The sequence below is a fragment of the Paraciimarium castrense LEGE 11436 genome, assembly GCF_056633055.1.
The window spans coordinates 91393-112323 of sequence record NZ_JBSJOW010000003.1; the positions used below are offsets into that span (position 1 = coordinate 91393).

The 20931-nt window shown below is 70.8% G+C and carries 24 protein-coding genes and 1 tRNA gene; 14 read left to right on the top strand and 11 right to left on the bottom strand.

What is annotated here, in order from left to right; all coding sequences use genetic code 11:
- The first annotated feature begins 52 nt into the window (after positions 1-52).
- Both ACWJIO_RS06155 and ACWJIO_RS06160 read left to right on the top strand, forming a co-directional pair.
- The gene (locus ACWJIO_RS06155) at positions 53-877 is read left to right on the top strand and encodes an ABC transporter permease (protein WP_480312413.1); all 825 of its coding nucleotides are present in this window, start codon (positions 53-55) and stop codon (positions 875-877) included.
- A gap of 110 nt (positions 878-987) precedes the next feature.
- Entirely contained in the window at positions 988-1236 is a 249-nt protein-coding gene (locus tag ACWJIO_RS06160; protein WP_480312131.1) for a hypothetical protein, read from the top strand.
- Here the strand turns inward: ACWJIO_RS06160 and ACWJIO_RS06165 are convergent.
- The 3 genes from ACWJIO_RS06165 to trmH form a co-directional block, all read right to left on the bottom strand.
- Entirely contained in the window at positions 1223-1915 is a 693-nt protein-coding gene (locus ACWJIO_RS06165; protein WP_480312133.1) for a fructokinase, read from the bottom strand. The genes ACWJIO_RS06160 and ACWJIO_RS06165 overlap by 14 nt on opposite strands.
- An 82-nt stretch (positions 1916-1997) precedes the next feature.
- Positions 1998-2348 carry a sll1863 family stress response protein gene (locus ACWJIO_RS06170; protein ID WP_480312134.1) on the bottom strand — a complete coding sequence of 117 codons (351 nt, stop codon included), beginning with the start codon at positions 2346-2348 and terminating at the stop codon, positions 1998-2000.
- Between the two features lie 413 nt (positions 2349-2761).
- On the bottom strand, positions 2762-3451 hold the full coding sequence (trmH, locus tag ACWJIO_RS06175) for a tRNA (guanosine(18)-2'-O)-methyltransferase TrmH (RefSeq protein WP_480312135.1): 690 nt from the start codon (positions 3449-3451) through the stop codon (positions 2762-2764).
- Positions 3452-3466: 15 nt separating this feature from the next.
- On the opposite strand from trmH, the gene ACWJIO_RS06180 reads away from it, so the two are divergent.
- Positions 3467-3808 carry an MGMT family protein gene (locus ACWJIO_RS06180; protein ID WP_480312136.1) on the top strand — a complete coding sequence of 114 codons (342 nt, stop codon included), beginning with the start codon at positions 3467-3469 and terminating at the stop codon, positions 3806-3808.
- Positions 3738-5258 (top strand): 16S rRNA (cytosine(967)-C(5))-methyltransferase, encoded by a 1521-nt coding sequence (locus tag ACWJIO_RS06185; protein ID WP_480312137.1) that lies wholly within the window; start codon positions 3738-3740, stop codon positions 5256-5258. The genes ACWJIO_RS06180 and ACWJIO_RS06185 overlap by 71 nt, the downstream gene beginning before the upstream one ends.
- 39 nt (positions 5259-5297) lie before the next feature.
- Here ACWJIO_RS06185 and ACWJIO_RS06190 read toward each other — a convergent pair whose 3' ends face one another.
- The 3 genes from ACWJIO_RS06190 to petP are packed head-to-tail and all read right to left on the bottom strand — an operon-like array spanning position 5298 to position 8717.
- Complete coding sequence (locus ACWJIO_RS06190; RefSeq protein WP_480312139.1) at positions 5298-7511, bottom strand: transglycosylase domain-containing protein; 2214 nt, start codon at positions 7509-7511, stop codon at positions 5298-5300.
- Between the two features lies 1 nt (position 7512).
- Complete coding sequence (gene chlG / locus ACWJIO_RS06195) at positions 7513-8493, bottom strand: chlorophyll synthase ChlG (protein WP_480312141.1); 981 nt, start codon at positions 8491-8493, stop codon at positions 7513-7515.
- 8 nt (positions 8494-8501) lie between these two features.
- Positions 8502-8717 (bottom strand): cytochrome b6f subunit PetP, encoded by a 216-nt coding sequence (gene petP, locus ACWJIO_RS06200; RefSeq protein ID WP_193815085.1) that lies wholly within the window; start codon positions 8715-8717, stop codon positions 8502-8504.
- Positions 8718-8830: 113 nt separating this feature from the next.
- Here petP and hisF point away from each other — a divergent pair, with 113 nt between their 5' ends.
- The 3 genes from hisF to ubiE all read left to right on the top strand — a co-directional run bounded on the left by hisF (position 8831) and on the right by ubiE (position 10786).
- On the top strand, positions 8831-9634 hold the full coding sequence (gene hisF / locus ACWJIO_RS06205) for an imidazole glycerol phosphate synthase subunit HisF (protein WP_480312144.1): 804 nt from the start codon (positions 8831-8833) through the stop codon (positions 9632-9634).
- 131 nt (positions 9635-9765) lie between these two features.
- Entirely contained in the window at positions 9766-10077 is a 312-nt protein-coding gene (locus ACWJIO_RS06210) for a hypothetical protein (RefSeq protein ID WP_480312145.1), read from the top strand.
- Positions 10064-10786 (top strand): bifunctional demethylmenaquinone methyltransferase/2-methoxy-6-polyprenyl-1,4-benzoquinol methylase UbiE, encoded by a 723-nt coding sequence (gene ubiE / locus ACWJIO_RS06215; protein WP_480312146.1) that lies wholly within the window; start codon positions 10064-10066, stop codon positions 10784-10786. The genes ACWJIO_RS06210 and ubiE overlap by 14 nt, the downstream gene beginning before the upstream one ends.
- Before the next feature lie 22 nt (positions 10787-10808).
- Here ubiE and ACWJIO_RS06220 read toward each other — a convergent pair whose 3' ends face one another.
- On the bottom strand, positions 10809-11516 hold the full coding sequence (locus tag ACWJIO_RS06220) for a hypothetical protein (protein ID WP_480312147.1): 708 nt from the start codon (positions 11514-11516) through the stop codon (positions 10809-10811).
- Positions 11517-11690: 174 nt separating this feature from the next.
- Here ACWJIO_RS06220 and glyQ point away from each other — a divergent pair, with 174 nt between their 5' ends.
- From glyQ to ACWJIO_RS06255, 7 genes are all read left to right on the top strand, one after another.
- Positions 11691-12611: a glycine--tRNA ligase subunit alpha gene (gene glyQ / locus ACWJIO_RS06225; protein WP_480312149.1), complete on the top strand. Its 921-nt coding sequence runs from the start codon at positions 11691-11693 to the stop codon at positions 12609-12611.
- Positions 12608-12799 carry a hypothetical protein gene (locus ACWJIO_RS06230; protein WP_480312150.1) on the top strand — a complete coding sequence of 64 codons (192 nt, stop codon included), beginning with the start codon at positions 12608-12610 and terminating at the stop codon, positions 12797-12799. The genes glyQ and ACWJIO_RS06230 overlap by 4 nt, the downstream gene beginning before the upstream one ends.
- A gap of 54 nt (positions 12800-12853) precedes the next feature.
- Complete coding sequence (locus ACWJIO_RS06235; RefSeq protein WP_480312151.1) at positions 12854-14926, top strand: ComEC/Rec2 family competence protein; 2073 nt, start codon at positions 12854-12856, stop codon at positions 14924-14926.
- Positions 14927-14967: 41 nt separating this feature from the next.
- A tRNA-Ser gene (locus tag ACWJIO_RS06240) sits at positions 14968-15052 on the top strand.
- 94 nt (positions 15053-15146) lie between these two features.
- Positions 15147-16595: a YbaY family lipoprotein gene (locus ACWJIO_RS06245; RefSeq protein WP_480312153.1), complete on the top strand. Its 1449-nt coding sequence runs from the start codon at positions 15147-15149 to the stop codon at positions 16593-16595.
- A 265-nt stretch (positions 16596-16860) separates the two neighbouring features.
- Complete coding sequence (locus ACWJIO_RS06250; protein WP_480312155.1) at positions 16861-17094, top strand: hypothetical protein; 234 nt, start codon at positions 16861-16863, stop codon at positions 17092-17094.
- An 87-nt stretch (positions 17095-17181) separates the two neighbouring features.
- The gene (locus ACWJIO_RS06255; RefSeq protein ID WP_480312158.1) at positions 17182-17529 is read left to right on the top strand and encodes a YciI family protein; all 348 of its coding nucleotides are present in this window, start codon (positions 17182-17184) and stop codon (positions 17527-17529) included.
- On the opposite strand, the gene ACWJIO_RS06260 is transcribed toward ACWJIO_RS06255, so the two are convergent.
- The 4 genes from ACWJIO_RS06260 to ilvC form a co-directional block, all read right to left on the bottom strand.
- Entirely contained in the window at positions 17500-17742 is a 243-nt protein-coding gene (locus tag ACWJIO_RS06260; RefSeq protein WP_480312160.1) for a hypothetical protein, read from the bottom strand. The two genes, ACWJIO_RS06255 and ACWJIO_RS06260, sit on opposite strands and share 30 nt — an antisense overlap.
- A gap of 49 nt (positions 17743-17791) precedes the next feature.
- On the bottom strand, positions 17792-18805 hold the full coding sequence (gene cbiB, locus ACWJIO_RS06265; protein WP_480312414.1) for an adenosylcobinamide-phosphate synthase CbiB: 1014 nt from the start codon (positions 18803-18805) through the stop codon (positions 17792-17794).
- Between the two features lie 20 nt (positions 18806-18825).
- Entirely contained in the window at positions 18826-19827 is a 1002-nt protein-coding gene (locus ACWJIO_RS06270; RefSeq protein WP_480312161.1) for a hypothetical protein, read from the bottom strand.
- 71 nt (positions 19828-19898) lie between these two features.
- Positions 19899-20894, bottom strand: coding sequence for a ketol-acid reductoisomerase (gene ilvC / locus ACWJIO_RS06275; RefSeq protein WP_480312163.1), 996 nt, complete (start codon positions 20892-20894; stop codon positions 19899-19901).
- Positions 20895-20931 lie beyond the last annotated feature (37 nt).

Sequence of the window (20931 nt, forward strand, 5' to 3'; positions counted from 1 at the left end):
GATCCCCGCCTGAGTGCCGTTCCGCTGGCAACCCACCACCCTCTCGGCGCGGATGGCCCGCTGGGGGGTGGTGATCGTGCTCACCTATGCCCTGGTGGCGGTGCTCACGCCGCTGCTGGTGCAGCTCGGCTGGTTGCCGGACCCCAACGCCGGCCTGCAGAACCCCATCTATGCCCCGCCCTCGCCGGCCCACTGGTGCGGCACCGACCGGCTCGGCCGGGACGTGTGCGTGCGCACCCTCTCGGCCAGCGGCGTGGCCCTGCAGGTGGTGGCCCTGGCCCTGGTGGTGGCGCTGATCGTGGGCGTGCCCCTCGGCATGGTGAGCGGCTACCTGGGCGGCTGGGTCGACCGGCTGCTGGTGCTGCTGATGGACACCCTCTACACCCTGCCGGTGCTGCTGCTCTCGGTGGTGCTCGCCTTCCTGCTGGGCCGGGGCCTGCCCAATGCCGCCGCCGCTCTCTGCGTGGTGTACATCCCCCAGTACTTCCGCGTGGTGCGCAACCAGAGCGCCCAGGTGAAGGCCGAGCTCTACGTGGAGGCGGCCCGCTCGTTGGGGGCCGGGCCGGCCTGGATTCTGCGCAGTTACCTGTTCCGCAACGTGATCACCTCGGTGCCGGTGCTGCTCACCCTCAACGCGGCTGATGCCGTGCTGGTGCTGGGCGGCCTGGGCTTTCTGGGGCTGGGCCTGCCGGAGACCATTCCCGAGTGGGGCGGCGACCTGCAACAGGCCCTCACGGCCTTGCCCACCGGCATCTGGTGGACCGCCCTCTACCCCGGTCTGGCCATGTTCGTGCTGGTGCTGGGGCTGTCGTTCCTGGGGGAGGGCCTGGAGAGCTGGCTGAGCGGCAATGCCCAGGCCGGCCGCGCGGCGCGCTGAGATCCAGAGTGCTGGAGCCCAGCCCGGCAAGGCGGCACTCCCCCCCGCAGCGCCAGAGGCCAACCGGCGTCAGACTTGAGCTGTTGCGTGGCCCGGATCGGGCGCTGCCGATGCCCTGGTGGTTGGATCTGGTGCTGCTCAGCCTCGCCGCGACGCTCTGGTTCAGCGGCAGTGCCGATCGCGATGACGTCTGGAGCCTGCTGCAGCGCCTGCTGGCGGTGGTGTCGGTGGCGGTGGTGCTGCTGGGCGGGCGTCAGATCCTCCTGGAGCTGCTGGCCCTTGGGGTGGCTCTCTGGCTCCCCAGCGCCGGCAGCCGCCGCCTCTCCAGCAGCGATGCCGCCCGTGTCAGCCGTCGCTGAGGGGGGCGGCAGCAGCGCCGGCGGCCTCTAGCAGCTGCTCGGCCAGGCCATCCGGGTCGGCGACGGCGTCGAGGCCCGGGCCGCCATGACCCAGTAGCTGGGGATGGTTGGAGAGGTTGCCGAGCAGCCGGGTCAGAAACACGTCGTGGTCCTGCAGCAACGAGGCCTCCAGGCTGCCGCGACGCCCGCCGATGCACCAGTCCAGGCCACCGCTTGCAGCGTGGATCAGCACAGCGGGCCGCTGGGGGAGGGTGTCGTGGCAGTGCACCCGCACCGGATCAGCGCTGCCGAAGAAGGCCTCGGCCTCCTCGCTGCTGCAACGGATGAGCTGGGCGGCCCAGGCCAGCGGCCGGACACGACGCAGCACTTCGGCGCTCGGCGGCGACTGGGGCGGCAGCTGCCAACGCTGGGGTTGCCAGTCCAGATCTAGCGCCACCGAGACGCCACTGGGAACGGCCCGTTCCAGAATCATGCTCAGGGCTTGCATGTGCCGGGCATCGATCAAGGCATTGCTGGAGACCAGCAACCAGAAGGAGGCGCGGATCTGGGGCAGCAGGGCCTCGGTGAGGGCGGCTGGGCTGTTGGTGGTTGAGCCGATTTGCAGGGCCTGGGTGAGATCGAACAGCGGGCTGTGTCGATCGGCCTGGGCCGAGCGGGTGGTTGTGGAAGGAAAAGACATGGTGAACGCAAGCTGATGAGAACGAGAGGGCAGCCGCTGGCGGGTTGGGGTCACCCCAGCGCCAGCGGACAGCACTGGATGCTCAGCTCTGGCTGTTCACAAATGCGTGGAAACGGCCGGCGAGATCCTGGAAGAAGCTGTCGCTCTGCTGCAGCAGGGAGTCCCAGCTGTCCTGGGTGGCTTGCTGGAGGCCCTCCAGCTGCACGCGGGCCTGGTCACGGGCCTGGCGCAGCTCGGCAAGCCGCTGCCCGGTTTCGGCGCGAACGCTTTCGGCAGCGCTTTGCAGGCCCTGCTGCAGCTGCTCGATCTGGGCAGACCAGGCCTCAACCTGGGCCTGCTTCTTGTCGAGGATCGCCTGGCGGAGCTGCGCATTGGCGAGGCGCTGATCCAGCTCGCTGCGGGCGGTCGTCATCGAGGTGTTGGTGGGGGTCATGGATGGTTCTCCTGAAGTGCAACAACGGATGCACCCCTGGCCTCGCTTGCTTGGCAGTGCCTGGATGGAAAGGCCAGAACAGCGCCAGAAGGCGTGATGGCAGAGAGGGGAGATTCACTTCCGAAATCCAACGTCCACGGGGCATTGCCAGAGCTTTTGGCAAGCGCAGGTTGACGGTTTGGAATTGATACTTTAAATCGGCAGCGAACATTGCGTCCGTTATTTCCAACATAACACAAAATCAATGCCTGTCAACACTCCAGCGCCTGATGAGTGGATTTCCGAGCTCGTCATTCTGCGCAGATCGCTTGTGAGCAGAGCTATCTCGGCGGGCCAGCAAAGTTGCTCTGAGCAATCCTTCCAGCTCTGTGCAGGGCGCCCATCACAAGCCAGCTCACTTGTTCGCTCAACACCTAATAGCGCAGCCGCACCGTGCGGGGCAGGGCTTCGCTGATGGCGCCCTCGGCATCGAGGGGGGGATAGGGCCGCCCCTGCTGGCGGCACCAGGCGGCCACCTCCGGGTAGGCCCACTCGAACAGCAGCCGCCCGTAGCGCTCCGGCCCCACCCCCTCGCCCTGGCTGGGCACCAGCCCGGCGGCCTGGCGCTGGCGCAGGGCCTCGAACAGCAGCGTGGCCGTGGCCACGCTCACATTCAGCGACTGCACCATGCCGCTCATCGGAATCACGATCGCCTGGTCCACCAGGGCAATCGCCTCCGGGCTCAGCCCCCACTTCTCGGCCCCCAGCACGAAGGCGGTGGGGCCGCTGAAGTCGCAGCTGCGGTAGTCCACCGCCGTGGCGCTGAGGTGGGTGCCGTAGAGGCGGAAGCCCTGCTGCCGCAGGGTCTGCAGGCCCTCGGCGGCGCTGGCGTGGCGCTGCAGCGGCACCCATTTCTGGCTGCCCTGGGCCGTGGTGTTGAACAGGGGCAGGCGCCCCTCCAGGCACACCGCGTGGGCCTCCAGCACCCCCACCGCATCGCAGCTGCGCAGGATCGCCGAGAGGTTGTGGGGCTTGTGCACCTGCTCCAGCAACACCGTGAGGTCGGCCATGCGGTGATTCAGCACCGCCTTGAGGCGCTCGAAGCGGCGGGGCAGCAGCGGCATGGGCAGGATGGCGGCATGGAGCCTCCCAGCTTCGACCAGCGCGTCTACGCCGCCGTGGCCCGCATCCCCGAGGGGCGCCTCGCCACCTACGGCCACATCGCCGAGTCGATCGGTGCCTACGGCTGCGCCCGCCAGGTGGGCTGGGCCCTGCGCCGGCTGCCCCTGCCCTCCGAGCTGCCCTGGCACCGGGTGGTGAACGCCCAGGGGCGGGTCAGTTTCAACCCCAGCCGTGAGGGGAGCGACTGGATCCAGCGGCAGCTGCTGCTGGCCGAGGGCATCCCGGTGGATGGCGAAGGCCGTCTACCCCTGGGGCGCTATCTGTGGGTGCCCCCCCTCGACCCACCCCTGCTTGCCTGAGCCCGTCTCCGCTGTCCCGGCTGACGCCGCTGTCCCGGCCGACTCCGCCGCCCCGGTGGCCGGTCTGGCGTCGCGCCGGCTGGCCTGGGAGGTGCTGCTGGCCGTGGGCGGTGGCGCCTATGCCGATGTGGCCCTGGAGCGGGCCCTGCAGCGCAGCAGCCTGGAGGGAATCGACCGGGCCCTGGCCACCGAGCTGGCCTACGGCGCCATCCGCCAGCGGCTGCTGCTGGATGCCTGGCTCGATGCCCTCGGCCGGGTGCCGGCGCTGCGGCAGCCGCCGCGGCTGCGCTGGCTGCTGCACCTGGGGCTCTACCAGCTGCTGTTCAGTGGGCGGGTTCCGGCTTCGGCGGCGGTGAGCACCACGGTGGAACTGGCCAAGCGCGGCGGCCTGGCCCGCCTGGCGCCGGTGGTTAACGGGATGCTGCGCCAGCTGTTGCGCCGCCGGGCCGGGGCCGCCGGGGGGGGGGCTGGTGGAGCTGCAGCTGGCACTGCTGGAGCCGGAGGGCCGGGCCTGGAGCGGGAGCCCTGGAGCGGCCTGGAGCTGCCCGCCGAGGCGGCCGCCAGCCTGGCCCTGCGCCACTCCCTGCCCGCCTGGCTGGCTGAGCTGCTGCTGCAGTGGCTGCCGCCCGAGCAGGCCGAGGCCTTTGCCCTTGCCGCCAACCAGCCTCCCGGCCTCGACCTGCGGGCGAATCCCCTGCGCTGCAGCCGGGATGCTCTGCTGCAGGCCCTGGAGGCGGCGGGGCTGGCGGCTTCTGCGCTGCCGGGGATCGAGGGCGGCCTGGCCCTGGAAGGGCGCGTGGGGGATCTGCGCCGCCTGCCGGGGTTTCAGGAGGGCCACTGGAGCGTGCAGGACCGTACCGCCCAGCAGGTGGTGGCGCTGCTCGATCCCCAGCCCGGCGAGCGGCTGCTGGATGCCTGCGCGGCCCCTGGCGGCAAGTGCACCCAGATGGCGGAGCGGATCGGTGATCGGGGCCAGGTGTGGGCCATCGACCGCTCGGCGGCCCGCCTGGAGCGCCTGGAGCGCAATGCCGCCCGGCTGGGCCTGGGCTGTGTCAGCAGCCTGGCGGCCGATGCAACCGAGCTGGCGGTGGTGCGTCCCGACTGGCTGGGCCACTTTGATCGCATCCTCGTGGACGCCCCCTGCTCGGGGCTGGGCACCCTGGCCCGCCACGCCGATGCCCGCTGGCGGCTGCAGCCCGCCGCGATCCCCGAGCTGGTGAGGCTGCAGCGGGCCCTGCTGGAAGGCGTGCTGCCGCTGTTGCGGCCCGGCGGCCGGCTGGTGTACGCCACCTGCACCGTGCATCCGGCCGAGAACGACGAGCAGGTGAAGGCCCTGCTGGCCGCCCATCCGGGCTGGGAGCTGCAGCAGCAGTGGCAGGCCTGGCCCCAGGCCGGCGGCGGCGATGGATTCTTTGCGGCGCTGCTGCGGGCACCCGAGCAGCAGCGCTGACCAGCCTTGACGCTCAATCGGCTGCAGGGGCAGCTCCGCTCAGGGCGGCGGTGGCGGCGCTGGAGCCGGAGGTGGCGGCGGCGGCGGTGGTGCGGGAGCAGGGGCGGGCGCCGGAGCAGGGGCGGGCGCAGGGGCTGGGGCAGGAGCTGGTGCCGGAGCAGGGGTACGAGCTGGTGCCGGAGCAGGGGTTGGCGCAGGCTCTGCTTCCTGGCGGGGAGCCGGACGGTCAGGTGGCTCGGCCGAACGGGGTGGCGGAGTCCAGGACGATTCGGGCTCGCCCGTGGTGGCGGGATCCTGCGAGGGCTCATCCCTCGGGCTGCTCTCCGCCGGCGCGCTGGGCCTGGGGGCCTGGCGCGGGCTGGTGCTCGGCCGGGCCGGCTTGGCGGGCTTTTTGAAGGTGTCGGCGAGGGCTGGTTTGGGCGGGAACGCCTGCACCGGCAGGTCCTTGGTGATCCCGGCCATGAAGCGCCGCCAGGCATAGGCGGCCACCACGCTGGTGCTCTTGGTCTCGCGGCTGTTGTCGTAGCCGAGCCACACGCCGGTGGTGAGCTGGGGGATCGAGCCGATGAACCAGAGGTCGCGGCCCCCTTCCGAGGTGCCGGTCTTGCCGGCCACCGGGTGCTTCCCCAGGGAGGCGGGGCCGCCGGTGCCACCGCGCACCACCTGCTGCAGCATCCAGGTCATGGCGTCAGCGATGGTGCTGTCCACGGCCCTGCGACCCGGATCCCCATCGGTGCGGCGGCTCCAGAGCAGTTCACCATCGGGGCCGAGGATCTCCTCGAATGGCGTGGGCTTCACAAACACGCCCCGGTTGTTGACGGCGGCGTAGGCGGCGGTCATGTCGAGCACCGTGTCCTCCTCGGCGCCCAGGGCGAGGGGATAGAACTTGCCCAGGGGCTGGGTGATGCCCAGGCTGCGGGCCGTGGCGATCACCTTGTCGAAGCCCACCTCCTGCAGCAGCCCCACCGCCACGGTGTTCACGGAGTTCTGAAAGGCCCGCACCATGGTGATCTTGCCCATGAAGCCCTTGCTGAAGTTCTTGGGGCAATAGCCGGCGAAACAGCGCTTGCGGTCCTCCACCGTGCGCTCCGGTCGCATGCCCTCCTTGAGGGCTGTGAGGTACACGAACAGCTTGAAGGTGGAGCCCGTGGAGCGCAGGGCCTGGGTTGCGCGGTTGAACTGGCTCTCTTCGTAATCCCGGCCCCCCACCAGCGCGCGCACAAGCCCGGTGCCAGGCTCCATGGCCACCAGGGCCCCCTCCAGGCCGCCGGGGGTGGAGGCTGTGATCGCCTTCTGGGCCTGGTCCTGCCAGTCGAGATTGACGCTGCTGCGCACCGTCACCCCTCCCACCTCCAGTTGCTCGGGGGTGAGCAATTGGGTGAGCTCCTGCTGCACCCAGCTGCTGAAATAAGGGGCGCGGCTGACCCAGTATTTCGGGTCGGCCGGTCTGAGGGCCAGGGGTGAGCCCTCGGCCTCGATCTGCTGGGCCTGGGTGATGTAGCCCTCCTCGCGCATGCGGCGCAGCACAATCGCTCTGCGCTGCAGGGCCAGGTCCGGGTTCACCAGCGGCGAGTACACCGAGGGGGCGGGGGGCAGCCCGGCGATCAGGGCGGCCTCCGCCAGGTTGAGGTCACTGGGGGCCTTTGAGAAGTAGATCCAGGCCGCATCCGCCACCCCGTAGGCGCTGGAGCCCAGGTACACCAGATTCAGATACTCGGTGAGGATCTGGCGCTTGCTGAGCTGGCGCTCGAGCTTGCCCGCCAGGGCCGCCTCCTTCAGCTTGCGCACGATGGTGCGGTCCTGACTCAGGAACACCGTGCGGGCGAGCTGCTGGGTGATCGTGCTGGCCCCCTCCTCCACCGAGCCGCGCGAGATGTTGCGCACCATGGCCCGGGCGATGCCAGTGGGATCGATGCCGTCGTGCTGGTAGAAGCGACGGTCTTCCGCCGCCACGAAGGCCTGTTCCACCAGGGGCGGGATCGAGCTGGCGGAGAGCTTCTCCCGTGACACCGGCCCCACCTTGTGCACCACCTGGCCATCGGCCGAGAGGATGGTGAGGGTGCCGGGCCGGTTGAAGTGGTTGATGCCGCGGGCGTCCGGCAGCAGGCTGTCGAAGCTGGCCACCAGCGCCGCCTGGCCCACGGCCACGCCGCTGCCGAGGGTGGTGGCCACCACGGCCGTGATCACCAGGTTCCGCTTGCTGCCGCCGGAGCGACGGCGCTGGGGTGCTTTGGCAGGAACGGCGCTGCTCACCTCATGCCACCAGAGCGCTGTGGCCGATGGCCAGGGCTGTGACCAACATGCCCAGCACCAGGAACGGCTGGGCGCTGGCCTGATACTTCACATCGAACGCCACCGGATCGCGCAGCAGCCACGCATCCTGAAAGGTGATCTGGGGCACGATCAGCAGCACCAGCAGGACGGCGGCGAAGTGCTGGCCGATGGCGATCAGCACCGCCACCATGGCCAGCTGAAACAGGTCAATCATGGCGGCGCTGATCCAGCTGGCGCCAGTGATGCCGAACACCACGGGCAGGGATTGCAGCCCCAGAGCCCTGTCGCCCTCCACACTCTTGAAGTCGTTCACCACGGCGATGCCCAGGCCCGCCAGCGAGTAGGCCAGGGTGAGCAGGGCAGTGGTCCAGGTGAGGTGGCCGAACAGGGCCTGTCCGGCCCACCAGGGCAGGGCGATGTAGCTGGCCCCGAGGGCGTAGTTGCCGAGCCAGCCGTTCTGCTTGAGCTTGAGGGGCGGGGCGGAATAGATGAAGCTCACGAAGGAGCCGCCCAGGGCCAGCAGCAGCAGCACCGGCGTGGTGTGGCCGGCCCAGCGGTCCAGTCCCCAGGCCACCGCCAGGCCCGCCAGCAACAGCACCCAGATCTGAATCTTCACCTGGGGCAGCGGAATGGCGCCGGAGGGAATCGGGCGGTAGGGCTCGTTGATCGCGTCGATGTCGCGGTCGTAGTAGTCGTTGATTGTCTGGGTGTAGCCCGCCAGCAGGGGGCCGCTCATCAGCATGCAGGCGATCGAAGCGGCCACATTGGGCAGGGTCCAGCTGAACTGGCCCGAGGCCGCCGCGCCGCAGAGCACCCCCCAGATCAGGGGAATCCAGGTGACGGGCTTCATCAGCTGCAGCCGGATCTTCCAGATGCTGCTGCTGCCTCCAGCACCCTTCATGCCCAGCAGCTGGCGCGCTGCCGAACCCCTTGGGGCCTCAGGGTTGGGGCTGTTGGTCAAAGCCGGGTTCAGGCAAGGGTGACTTCGTCGTCGAAGAACCAGGCGCTCTGGCCGGCACCGAGATCCACCACAAGACCGATGCCCTGGCCATCCACGGTGCGGAAGCCCGTCACGGTGCCGGTGGGGTCGCTCTTGAGCGCCTCGACCAGAACGGCGGGGATGCGATCACGCACACGCAGCACGCGCACCTTGGAGCCGATCGTGATCGGGGCTGCCTGCACCATCGCCGTCGGGACAGTCAAAGTTCCGCAACCTTAACAGCGAGGAGTGGCTTGGCCGCTGCCCTGAGGCTGCCCTGGCCCAGCATGGTGCGCACTCTCCGGCCTGCTCCTCCGCCATGGTTGCCAAGCGCATCATTCCCTGCCTTGACGTGGCCGATGGCCGGGTGGTGAAGGGCATCAATTTCGTCGGCCTGCGCGACGCCGGCGACCCCGTCGAGCTGGCCTGCCGCTACAGCGCCGCCGGGGCCGATGAGCTGGTGTTCCTCGACATCGCCGCCAGCCACCAGGGCCGCTCCACCCTGGTGGATCTGGTGCAGCGCACCGCCGAGGCGGTGACGATCCCCTTCACCGTGGGCGGCGGCATCGCCAGCGTGGAGGGGATCACGGCCCTGCTGCGGGCCGGCGCCGACAAGGTGAGCCTCAACTCCTCTGCGGTGCGGGATCCCGAGCTGGTGAGCCGCGGCGCCGAGCGCTTCGGGGTGCAGTGCATCGTGGTGGCGATCGATGCCCGCCGCCGCGGCGCCGCTGAGCCGCCGGGCTGGGATGTCTACGTAAAGGGGGGCCGCGAGAACACCGGCCTTGACGTCCTGGCCTGGGCGCGGCGGGTGGTGGCCCTGGGGGCGGGCGAGATCCTGCTCACCTCGATGGATGGGGATGGCACCCAGGCCGGCTACGACCTGCCCCTCACCCGCGCCGTGGCCGAGGCGGTGGAGGTGCCGGTGATCGCCTCCGGCGGGGCCGGCTGCCTCGACCACATCGCCGCGGCGCTGACCCAGGGGCCGGAGGGTGGGGGCGCCTCAGCGGCCCTGCTGGCCTCCCTGCTGCACGACGGCGTGCTGAGCGTGGAGGCGATCAAGGCCGATCTGCTGGCCAGGGGCCTGCCGATCCGGCCCCTGGAGCTGGGTGTGCCCGTGGGCTGAACCAGCAGCCTCCGAGCCGGAGCTTCACGAACTGACGTAATGGCTCGTTACATTGGTAGAGGTCCTTGGTGGGGCGAGCTGCTCGTGCTTCCCTCCATGCCAGGCCGGCACCAGAGATGTTCTTCCACCCCTTGCCACATCCCTATGCCACCGTGCTGCCGCTGGTCATGCTGGCCGCGGTGATCGCCCTGGTGGCCTGGGCGCTGCAGCTGATGCAGGCCGCCAACGACCGCCAGGAGTTCTCCTTGATGCTGGCCGGTTGCATGGTGTGCTCCGCCGCCGTTGGCCTGGCCACCGTGACCGTGATCATGGTGACGGCCCCCCAGCGGCTGCCGGCTCTGAGCCTGGAGTCGCCGGGGCCCGGTGGCGTCAGCCTCGATGCCGTGTCGCTGCCTGAGATGCTGCCGGATTCACTGGTGTTCCCGTGGGATGGGCAGCTTTGAGCCGGGGCAGCCGGAGCAGGTGCAGACCCTGTTCGAGCAGATTGCCCCGCGCTACGACCTCCTCAATGACCTGCTCAGCCTCGGCCTGCACCGGGTGTGGAAGCGCCAGGCGGTGGCCTGGCTGAGGCCGCAGCCTGGCCAGATCCTGCTCGATCTCTGCTGCGGCACGGGCGATCTGGCCCTGGTGCTGGCCTCGAGGGTGCGCCCGGCCGGCAGGGTGATCGGCCTGGATGCCGCCGCGGCGCCGCTGCAGCTGGCGGCCCAGCGATCCTGCCGCGTCCCCTGGCTGCCCCTGGAATGGCGCCAGGGCGATGCCCTGGCCACAGGGCTGCCGAACGGGATGGCGGCGGGCGTGGCGATGGCCTACGGGCTGCGCAACCTGGCGGATCCCGCCGCGGGCCTCGCAGAAGTGCGGCGCCTGCTGCGGCCCGGAGGGCGGGCCGCCGTCCTGGATTTCAACCGCCCCGACGGCGCCAGCCTGCAGGGGCGGCTTACGGCGGGCCTGCAGAGGCTCTGCCTGCGCGGCCTGGTGGTGCCGGCCGCCAGCCTGGCCGGCCTGGAGGAGCACTACGCCTATCTCGAGCCCAGCCTGGCCCGCTTGCCCACCGGCGCCGAGCAGGAGCGCCTGGCCCGCCGGCTCGGTTTCCGCCGGGTACGCCACCGGCCCCTGGCTGGCGGGTTGATGGGCTTGCTGGAGCTGGAGGGCTGAATCGGTTGCTGCCCCTCAGGGCTCAGTCGAACACCCGCTGGAACAGCGGATCGCCGAAGGCGCTGCGGAAGCCGGCCCGGGCCCTGGGGCCGAACTGCTCCAGGCTCTCGGCCAGGCCAGCGGGGCTGGAGGTCACATGGCTGGGCAGGCTCTGCATGGCCCAGAGGCAGTGGGGCCGGCAGGCCTCCAGCCAGGTGTCCAGCGCAAACCAGCGCTGCAGGCCACAGAAGCTGTGGCAGGCCTTCAGCTGCTCCATCTCGGGATCGCTGGAGATGCGATCGAGATCCACATGCAGGAAGCGCGGATCGGCGTTCATCTCCAGCATGCGGCGGATGGTGCGGCCGGCCACATGCTCGATCTCAAAGCAGATCTGGTCGTCCAGGCAGCTCAGGGACCTGAGTTTCTCCGCATAGGTGAGGCCTGCAAACTCCTGCTGGGGCTTATGGGCCCAGCGCTCCTCGGTTCTGAGGTGGTAGCGCACCGAGGAGAGAATCAACCGGGCCGGGTTGCGGCTGCTGTGGATTCCCCTGAACTCCAGAGTGTCGAGATCGAGGCGCCAGTGGCAGTTGTTCTGGAAATAGCAATCCCAGCGCTCCGGCAGCCGCAACTCGCGTTGGTTGTGCTTGGTGTCGAACCACACCCGTAAGCCCGTCAGGCGCTTCAGGGTTTTGAGGGTTTTGCTGAAGAATTTCGAGCCGGTCTTGTGGTGGGTGCCGACGACGAACTTCAACGCTGGGCGCGGCTCTGCTGGAGTCACTGTCGAGCTCCGGCGTGCCGTTGTCAAATCGCTGCCCCGGCTGGCGCCGCCTCCAGCGGGTGCTGCGCCATGGCACCGTGGTGCCGCGCCGGTTCGCTGGCCAAGTCCCTTCCCTCTCTGCCCCCTCCGCCGGGCAGCAGGCCGCCGATGCACTTCCAGGACATCATCAGCACCCTCAACCGCTTCTGGGCTGAGCAGGGCTGTCTGATCCTGCAGCCCTACGACACCGAGAAGGGCGCCGGCACCATGAGCCCCCACACGGTGCTGCGGGCGATCGGGCCCGAGCCCTGGGCCGTGGCCTACCCGGAGCCCTGCCGCCGCCCCACCGACGGCCGCTACGGCGACAACCCCAACCGGGCTCAGCACTACTTCCAGTACCAGGTGCTGATCAAGCCGTCGCCCGATGCCATCCAGGAGACCTACCTGGCCTCCCTGGACACCCTGGGCATCCGCGCCGCCGACCACGACATCCGCTTCGTGGAGGACAACTGGGAATCCCCCACCCTCGGCGCCTGGGGCGTGGGCTGGGAGGTGTGGCTCGATGGCATGGAGGTGACCCAGTTCACCTACTTCCAGCAGTGCGGCGGGCTCGACTGCCGGCCGGTGTCGATCGAGATCACCTATGGCCTCGAGCGTCTGGCCATGTATCTGCAGGACGTGGAGAGCATCTGGGATCTCGCCTGGAACGGCGTGCGCACTTACGGCGACATCTGGCTGCCCTTTGAGAAGGGCCAGTGCACCTACAACTTCGAGGCCTCCAACCCCGAGCGGCTGCAGCAGCTGTTCGCCCTCTACGAGGCCGAGGCCGGCGACCTGGTGGCCCGGGGCCTGCCGGCCCCGGCGCTGGATTACGTGCTCAAGTGCAGCCACACCTTCAACCTGCTGGAGGCCCGCGGCGTGATCTCGGTGACCGAGCGCACGGCCACGATCGGCCGCATCCGCTTGCTGGCCCGCCAGGTGGCGGAGGCCTGGCTGGCGGAGCGCCAGTCCCTGGGTTTTCCGCTGCTCAGCCCCGAGCGGCGCCAGGCCTGGCTCGAGGCCCAGGAGGCTCCGCAGCCCGTGGCGTGACGCCCCTGCGTCGGCGCCTGCTGCTGGCGGTGCTGCTGCTGGGCAGTTTCCAGCTGGGGCGCAGCAGCGAGCGCCAGATCTGGCCCTGCCGGCTGCGGCCCCTGGCCGCCCTGGTGGAGCCCCTGCTGCAGAGGGAGCTCCCCAGCGAGCAGCTGTGCGACCTGCTGCTGCGGCTGCCCGGCGGCTGAGGGTTGGCCCGGGGGCGGCAGAGGGCATGACGCTGCTGTGGCAACGCTGGGGCCATGGGATTGCCCTCAGGCCCGCTGCGAGAGCCCGTGCCACTGCCCGTGCCACCGCCGCTGTCGGCGCCACTGTCAGCGCCACTGTCAGCGCCGCTATCGCGGTCGCGCCCCAGGCGGCGGCGGATCGTCTGGGCGGCCCTGGTGGCGCTGGTGCTGCTGCGGGCGTTGTGGGTGTCGCTCATGCCGCCCCTGGCGGCCCCCGGGGATCCCGTGTGGCAGCTCGATGCCCCAGGAGCTGGCAGCGGCGCTCCACTGGTGGTGACCCTGCGCGGCACCCTGCTCAGTGATCCCCAGCCGGCGGGGCCGGACGGGGCCTGCCGGGCTCTGCTGCAGCTGGCCCAGGGGCGCACCGAGCTGCGCCTGGCCTCCTGCGGGGGCCTGCAGCAGGGCTGGCGCGTCGAGGCCCGTGGCCGGCTCAGACAACCTCAGCCGGCTCCCCACCCGCTGCTGGCGGGGCCGGCGGAGCGGCTGCGGCGCCAGGGGGCGGCCACCCAGCTGCAGGTGGAGCAGGCCACGGTGCTGGCCCGTCCCCCAACTCCCCTGGCCGACCTGCGCCGCCAGCTGGCCCAGCGGCTGCTGGCAGGAGCGGGAGCGGAGCGGGGCGGCGTGCTGGCGGCCCTGGTGCTCGGCAGCGCCCGGGTGCCCTTGCCGCCGGAGCTCAAGGAGGCCTTCCGCGCCGCGGGACTCTCCCATGCCCTGGCGGCCTCCGGCTTCCATCTCAGCGTGCTGCTGGGAGCGGTGCTCCCCCTGGGGCGCCGGCTGCCGCGCTGGCCGCGGCTGGGTCTGGCCGGCGCGGCCATGCTGCTGTTCGTGCTGCTGGCCGGCCCGCAACCCTCGGTGCTGCGGGCCGTGCTGATGGGCGGCCTGGCCCTGGCGGTGCTGGAGAGCGGCGGCCGCGGGCGGCCCTTCGGCATCCTGATGGCCAGTGCCCTGATTCTGTTGCTGTGGCGGCCCGAGTGGCTGGCCGATGTGGGCTTCCAGCTCAGCGTGGTGGCCACGGCCGCCCTCGTGGTCTGCGCCTCTCCCCTGGAGCAGGGCCTGCGCCGCCGGCTGCCGCCCTGGTGCCCGGGCTGGCTCGCCGCCGCCAGCGCCGTGCCCCTCGCCGCCTCGCTCTGGACCCTGCCGCTGCAGCTGTTCCACTTCGGCGTGGTGCCCCTCTACGCCGTGCCGGCCAATCTGGTGGCGGCGCCGCTGCTCACCCCCCTCACCCTGGGGGCGATGGGCCTGGCCCTGGTGGCGGTGCTGGTGCCTCCCCTGCTCGGCCTGCTGTTGCCGCCGGTGGCCTGGTGCTGCGGCCTGCTGGTGCTGGTGGTGAAGGGCTTCGCGGCGCTGCCGATGGCCCAGTGGCAGCTGGGCAGGCCGGAGCCCCTGCTGGTGCTGCTGCTCGCCGCAGGCGTGCTGGGGCTGAGTGTGCCTGGCCCCGCAGGCCTGCCGCGGCTGGGCCGACGGCTGGCGCCGGCGCTGCTGCTGCTGGCGGCCCTGGGCCACCTGGCCCTGCTGCGGGCCGACCAGCTCGTGCTGGTGCATCAGGGCCACCGCGACCTGCTGCTGGCCCGCCACCAGGGCCGGGCGGCACTGGTGAGCCTCCAGGCCGATGGCTTCAGTTGCCGTCAGGCCCGCCAGCTCGCCACCGGTTTCGGCATCCCCCGCCTGGACTGGGCTCTGCTGCTGGATCCCGTGGCCCCGGCCGAGCCCGCCTGCTGGCAGGCCCAGGCGGGGCTGGTGCTGGCCAGTGCCGATGGCAGCCTGCCGCTGCAGCCCGGCCAGTGGCTGGGCAGCCCAGGGCTGGTGGCCGAGCCCCTCAGCGCCGACAGCCGGGCCATCAGCCTCGTGCTGGGGCAGCGGCGCTGGCTGCTGCTACCCGACCGCCAGGCCCTCAGGGCCTGGCGGGCCACCGAAGCCAAGGCCTGGGACGGCATCTGGCTGGGGGTGCTGCCGCGGCGGCCCGAGCGCCAGGCCGTGACCGCCGCCAGCCGGGGAGCCATCTGGCTGAGCGGCCGCGAGCCGGCCGATGTCCCGCCGGGCTGGAGCGCCAGCGGCCCGGGGGGCTGGCTGCAGCAGGGCTGGGGCTGAGCGGTCCGTAAAGTCGTGGCCGGAGCTTCGGGCTCCTGGCTGGAGAGGTGGCTGAGTGGTCGAAAGCGAACGACTCGAAATCGTTTGAAGGGCAACCTTCCGTGGGTTCGAATCCCACCCTCTCCGTTTCCCACCTGACTCCGAGGCCCCTCTCCGAGGCCCCGCTCTCCAGCGGCGGGACGATGTTGCAGGCTGTGGACTGCCATTCACTGGCCTGGCCATGAAACATCTGAGCCCTGCCTGCCTGGCTGGAGGGATCCTCACGGCGGCGCTGTTGCTGCAGGCCCCCGCCCAGGCCGGCACGCTCTCGGGCACGGCGAGCTACCGGGAACGGATCGCCCTGCCGCCCGATGCGGTGTTTGAGGTGGTGATCGTGGACATTGCCCGGCCCGATGCCCCCGCCACGGTGCTGAGCAGGGTGCGCCTGGAGCCCGCCGGCCAGCCGCCCTTTCGCTTCTCCATCCCCTACAGCGAGGACGACCTGAGCCCGAAGGGCCGCTACGCGGTGCGCGCCACCGTGAGCCAGGGTGAGCGGCTGCTGTTCAGCACCGACACCGTCACCCCGGTGCTCGACGGCACCACCAGCCAACCGCTGAACCTGCGGCTGGTACGGGTGGGGGCTGGCCGCCAGCCATCCCGGCAGGGAGCCCTGGGCCGGCTGCCGGCCAGTTGGCGTGGCGATCTGCCCGATGCGGGTGGCAGCAGCCGCTGGCAGGTGGATCTGTTCAGCGATGGCAGCTTCCAGCAGCGCCAGACCTTTCTGGATCGCCCCGCCCCCAACAGCTTTGATGACATCGGCCGCTGGCGCCTGGAGCAGCCAGGGCCCCGCCTGGTGCTGCGGGGCGGCCGGGAGGCAGCCGTGCTGCTGCAACCCGTGGAGGGCGGTGCCGCCCTGCGCAAGCTTGACCTGCAGGGCGAGCCGATCCGCTCCTCCCTGAACGATCGCCTGCTGCGACTGCCGGCAGCGGAGCCGATCGAGCCCCGCCTCCATCTGCAGGGGATGTTCCGCTACCTGGCCGATGCCGCCAGTATCCGGCTCTGCGCCACCGGCGCGCGCCTGCCGGTGGCGATGGAGGCCGACTACCTGCCGCTGGAGCGGGCCTACCTGGAGGCCCAGCCAGCCGGATCGGCCGGCCAGCCGCTGCTGGTGAATCTGGAGGGCCAGATCAGCCAGCGCCCCTCGGCCGAGCCGGGTCGGGGACCGCAGCGCACCCTGGTGGTGGAGCGCTTCGTGGGGGTGCACCCCGGGGAGGGCTGCCCGAAGACGGACGACCCTGCAAAACCTTCAGCCTCCTCTGCGCCCAGGCCCACCCTGAAGGGCACGCGCTGGCAGCTCCAGGCTCTGCAGGATGGGGGCAGCCCCTCGCTGAGCAAGCCCCCGGGCCGGCCGCTGGAACTTCAGCTCGATGCCGACGCCGACCGGGTGAGCGGCAGCGGCGGCTGCAACCGGCTGATCGGCGGCTTCCAGCTTGACGGCGCACAACTCAGCTTTGCCAAGTTGGCCAGCACCCAGATGGCCTGCCCGCCGGCGCTGATGGCCATGGAGCAGCGCTACGTGGAGGCACTGGGACGGGTGCGCCGCTGGAGCATCGGCAAGCGCAACCTGATGCTCCAGGACGGTCAGGGGCGCACGCTGCTGCTGTTCAAGCCAGCCCCACCAGCCCCCTGAGTCCAGGACCGTGGGGCATGCCCCACGGCGTCCAAGGAACATGCAAGAAAAAAGGCGGTACCCAAGAGGGTGCCCGCCCGAGGAACGTCTTTATCAAATATCTTATTACAGAGCGTGAACGGGCTTTCTAAGGATCTGGCCCACCCCAGGGTGGAGCTGATCTCGGCAAGCTGCTTTGGGGTGGGCCCTGGCGGATCGGCCCTCTCGTGGCGCCCTCCTGCTGAACGCCCTAGCTTCTGAATGGTCAGGCTGCTCGTCGAGGGCGATGCGCATCACCAAGTGCGACGGTCAGTTCCTGATGTCCCTCAGCGCCCAGGAGGCCTCCCGGCTGATGGATGCCTGCGCGGTGGTGGTGCTGGCCGCCGATGCGGAGCCCGCCGTGCCGTTGCCCATTGAGATGACGTCCCTGCTGGCCGATCTGCTGGAGGGTCTGCGCAGCCCGGCCAGCCGCCAGGCCATCGCCAATCCGGCCAGCTCCGATGAGGTGGGCGAGCTCTGATCGGGCCCCATCAGGCAGTTCGAAAGGTCGCCGCCTGGACTGGGACATGGGGGTGCAGAGTGCCCCCAGTCGCACGTGGGCGCAGCGATGCCCTGGTTTGTGAAGCTGGAGAAGGGTCTGGTGGACAAGGCCCACTTCGATGCGGTGGTGCCGTTGCATCTGGCCTGGCTGGCCGAGCTCGAAGCCCAGGGCCATCGACCCGTGAGTGGCTACTGGGCCGACCGCCGTGGTGCTGAGGGTGCCGGCGGCATGCTGCTGTTCTGGGCCGAGTGCTGGGATGAGGCCTCCGGGCTGGTGCGCCACGACCCCCTGATCGCGCAGGGGTGTGTGAGCTGGACCCTGCACGAATGGGCTCCTGTGTTCGGCGTTCCCGCCCCGGTGCCGCCTCCTGCCTCCGCGGCCGCCTCAGGAATGGAACAGCAGCACCAGCCCTGAGCTGATCTGGTGGAATTCCCGTTCCTCGCGGCTGAGGTCGAGCCCCACCTGCAGGGCTTCCTTGAGGGCGTCCTCATAGGGCGGGGCTGCAGGGGCGGTACCGGCGTGCCAGAGCGCGGCGATACCCACTGGAGTGGCATGCCATCGGAAGCAGGCTGTGGTCCCGATGTCCGGCTCCTGGAGGGCTTCTTCAAGGAGGTCGCGAATCGGCATGGGCCCTGGGACGTGCCCGCAGCTTCGGCAGATCCGCCCATCCGGGCAATCAGCTGAGAGCTTTCGTGATGAAAGGGGACAGCCCCGCCACCAGGAAGGCTGCGGCCAGCCAGAGCCCTTGCAGCAGCAGCGACAGCCGCAGCATCCGCTTGACAGCGGCGGCATCCGCTGCCGGCAGGCCCGCCGCCAGCAGCGGTTTACGCCGCAGCTTGCCCCCATAGCGGTTGCTGCCCCCCAGCTGCACCCCCACGGCATGGGCATAGGCCGCCTGGGACACCCCCGCATTCGGCGAGGGATCGGGCGCCCCATCCCGCAGGGCCAGGCCCAGCCCCCGCCAGGCCCCGGCCAGGCCCTGGCCGGCGGCGAGCGGCAGGCTCAGGGCCACCAGGCGGCAGGGCAGCCACACCAGCAGGTCGTCGAGCCGGGCTCCGGCCGTGCCCAGCCAGGCCAGGCTGCCGCGGCGGTAGCCCAGCATCGAATCCAGGGTGCTGGCCGCCTTGAAGCCCCAGGCCAGGGCCAGGGGGCCCGGCAGCCCCTGCGCCAACGGGCTCACAACCGCGCCGGCCAGCATCCAGAACAGCGGCGCGAACAGGCCGTCCACGGCGTTCTCGCTGGCGGTTTCTGCCAGGGCGCGCAGGATCTCCTCGCGGCTGAGCTGGTCGGTGTCGCGGCCCACGATGCGCCCCAGCTGCCGCCGGGCGGGCTCCAGATCCGCCGCCGCCAGCAGCTCCAGCACCCCGTTCACGGCCTTGTCGAGGCTGCGGCCGGCCAGGGCGCTGGCCAGTCCCACCACCAGCAGCGCCACCCCCAGGGCACTGTGAGCCGCCCAATGCTCCAGCAGCCAGCCGGCAGAGCCACTGAGCCCCACCACCAGCGCCGTGATGCCCCCACCGGCCCAGCGCAACCGGCCAGGGCGACCTGCGGCCCAGCCCTCGGCCAGCCGCCGCAGGCGGCCGATGCCCCAGCCCATCACCTGCACGGGATGGAGCCAGTGCTGGGGATCACCCAGGCCGCGATCGAGCAGGGCGGCTGCCAGCACCTCCAACACCTGAAGCAGCGGCATCAGCAGCGGCAGCAGCAAGGTCAGCGGGATCGGCCCAGGGGCCAGGCCAGCGCCGCGAAGGCCAGCATCTGCAGCGGCAGGGCCAGCGTCAGGCCGAGCAGCTGGCTCAGCAGACCCATGCCGAGGCTGCCGGCCAGGCCGCCCACCGCCCCGGAGCGCTGCAGCACCGTCCAGCGCAAGGGGGCATCTCCCAGGGGGCCCAGGGCTCCCACCAGGGCGGCATCACTGGCCGCGGCCAGCCCCCCTAAGGGGAGGAACAGCAGCACCGCCGTCCAGCCAGGTACGAGCTGGGCAGCTCCCAGCAGGGCCGCCATCAGGCCGTAGCGCAGGGGCCCGCTCAGGGGCGGCAGCAGTCCCGTCAAGCCCCGGCCGAGCCCGTAGGCCGCCAGCAGCATGGCGAAATCAAAGCACTCGCCCTCTCCCACGGCCCGAACCCACAGGGGCAACAGGGCGAACAGTCCGCCGAAGAGCAACCCCTGCAGTGCGCAGAGCCGGTTGAAGGGGATGGTCTGAGCCGGAGCCAGGCCAGCAGGAGGCTCCTGGGCCGCTGGCGTCGCCGCCGGAGGCTTCGGGCGCTGAGCCTCGCCGACCGCCCGGCCCCGGCCCCGCACGGCCAGCAGCAGCCCCAGTGGCAGCAACAGCAGCAGGGCAGGCCCGAACTGCAGGGCTGCCGGGAACAGCAGGGCGGTGAGCAGGTAGCCCACCAGGGAGCCCAGATCCGAGCCGCGCCGCAGCTGCTCGATCGAGCTGCCGGGATGGCGCAGCAGGCGCCGCTGCAGTGGCAGCTCGGAGAGCTCAGCCCCGAGGGCGAACAGCAGAACTCCCAGCAGTGACGCCCCCAGCAGCCAGGGCGCAGGCAGCCATCCCAGGGCCTGGGCCGCCGCCACCGCCAGCAGCCCCAGCACCGCCAGCAGCTGCAGCCCATAGCCCCAGGCCCGGCGCCGCAGCGGCAGCAGGGCCGGCAGGGTGCCAAGGGCCGGCAGCAGGCTGTTGAGCAGCGGTGAGGGGCTGAGCCCGCTCACCAGCCAGGCCGTGGAGGCCAGGGTGAGGCTGCCGCCCGCCTGGGCGCTGCCCCACAGCAGGGAGGGGGGAATCAGGCTGCCTTGAGCCAGGAGAACATGGCCCGCAGACCCGTGCCCACCTGCTCGATCGGATGCTCAGCGTCCCGCTGGCGGATCTTGGTCATCTCGGGCTTGCCGGCGTCGCACTCGGCCACGAAGTTGCGGGCGAAGGTGCCGTCCTGGATGTCAGCCAGGATGCGCTTCATCTCGGCCTTGGTGGCGGCAGTGATCAGGCGCGGACCGCTCACGTAGTCGCCGTATTCGGCGGTGTTGGAGATTGAATCGCGCATGGCGGTGAGGCCGCCCTTCACCATCAGATCCACGATCAGCTTCACCTCGTGCAGGCACTCGAAATAGGCCAGCTCGGGCTGGTAGCCCGCCTCCACGAGGGTTTCAAAGCCCGCTTTCACCAGTTCGCTCAGGCCACCGCAGAGCACGGCCTGTTCACCGAACAGGTCGGTTTCGGTCTCTTCCTTGAAGTTGGTCTCCAGGATGCCGGCGCGGGTGCCGCCGATGCCCTTGGCGTAGGCCATGGCCAGGGCACGGGCGTTGCCGCTGGCGTCCTGCTGCACCGCAAACAGGGCCGGCACCCCCATGCCGTTCTGGTATTCCCAGCGCACGGTGTGGCCGGGGCCCTTGGGGGCGATCATCACCACGTCCACCTCGGCCGGGGGCTGGATCAGCCCGAAGCGGATGTTGAAGCCGTGGGCGAAGCTCAGCACCTTGCCGGCGCTGAGGTGGGGAGCAATCTCCGTCTCGTAGATCGTCTTCTGGATCTCATCGGGCAGCAGCACCATGATCCAGTCGGCCTTGGCACAGGCATCGGCCACGCTCAGCACCTCAAGGCCATCGACCCTGGCCTTCTCGGCGGAACGGCTGCCCTCGTAGAGGCCCACCACCACGGCGACGCCGCTGTCCTTCAGATTCAGGGCGTGGGCATGGCCCTGGGAGCCGTAGCCGATGATGGCCACCGTCTTGCCCTGCAGCAGGCTGAGATCGGCGTCGGAGTCGTAGAAGAGCTGGGCCATCCGGGCTGGGGCTGAGGGCGGGGAGCAGGGTTTGAGC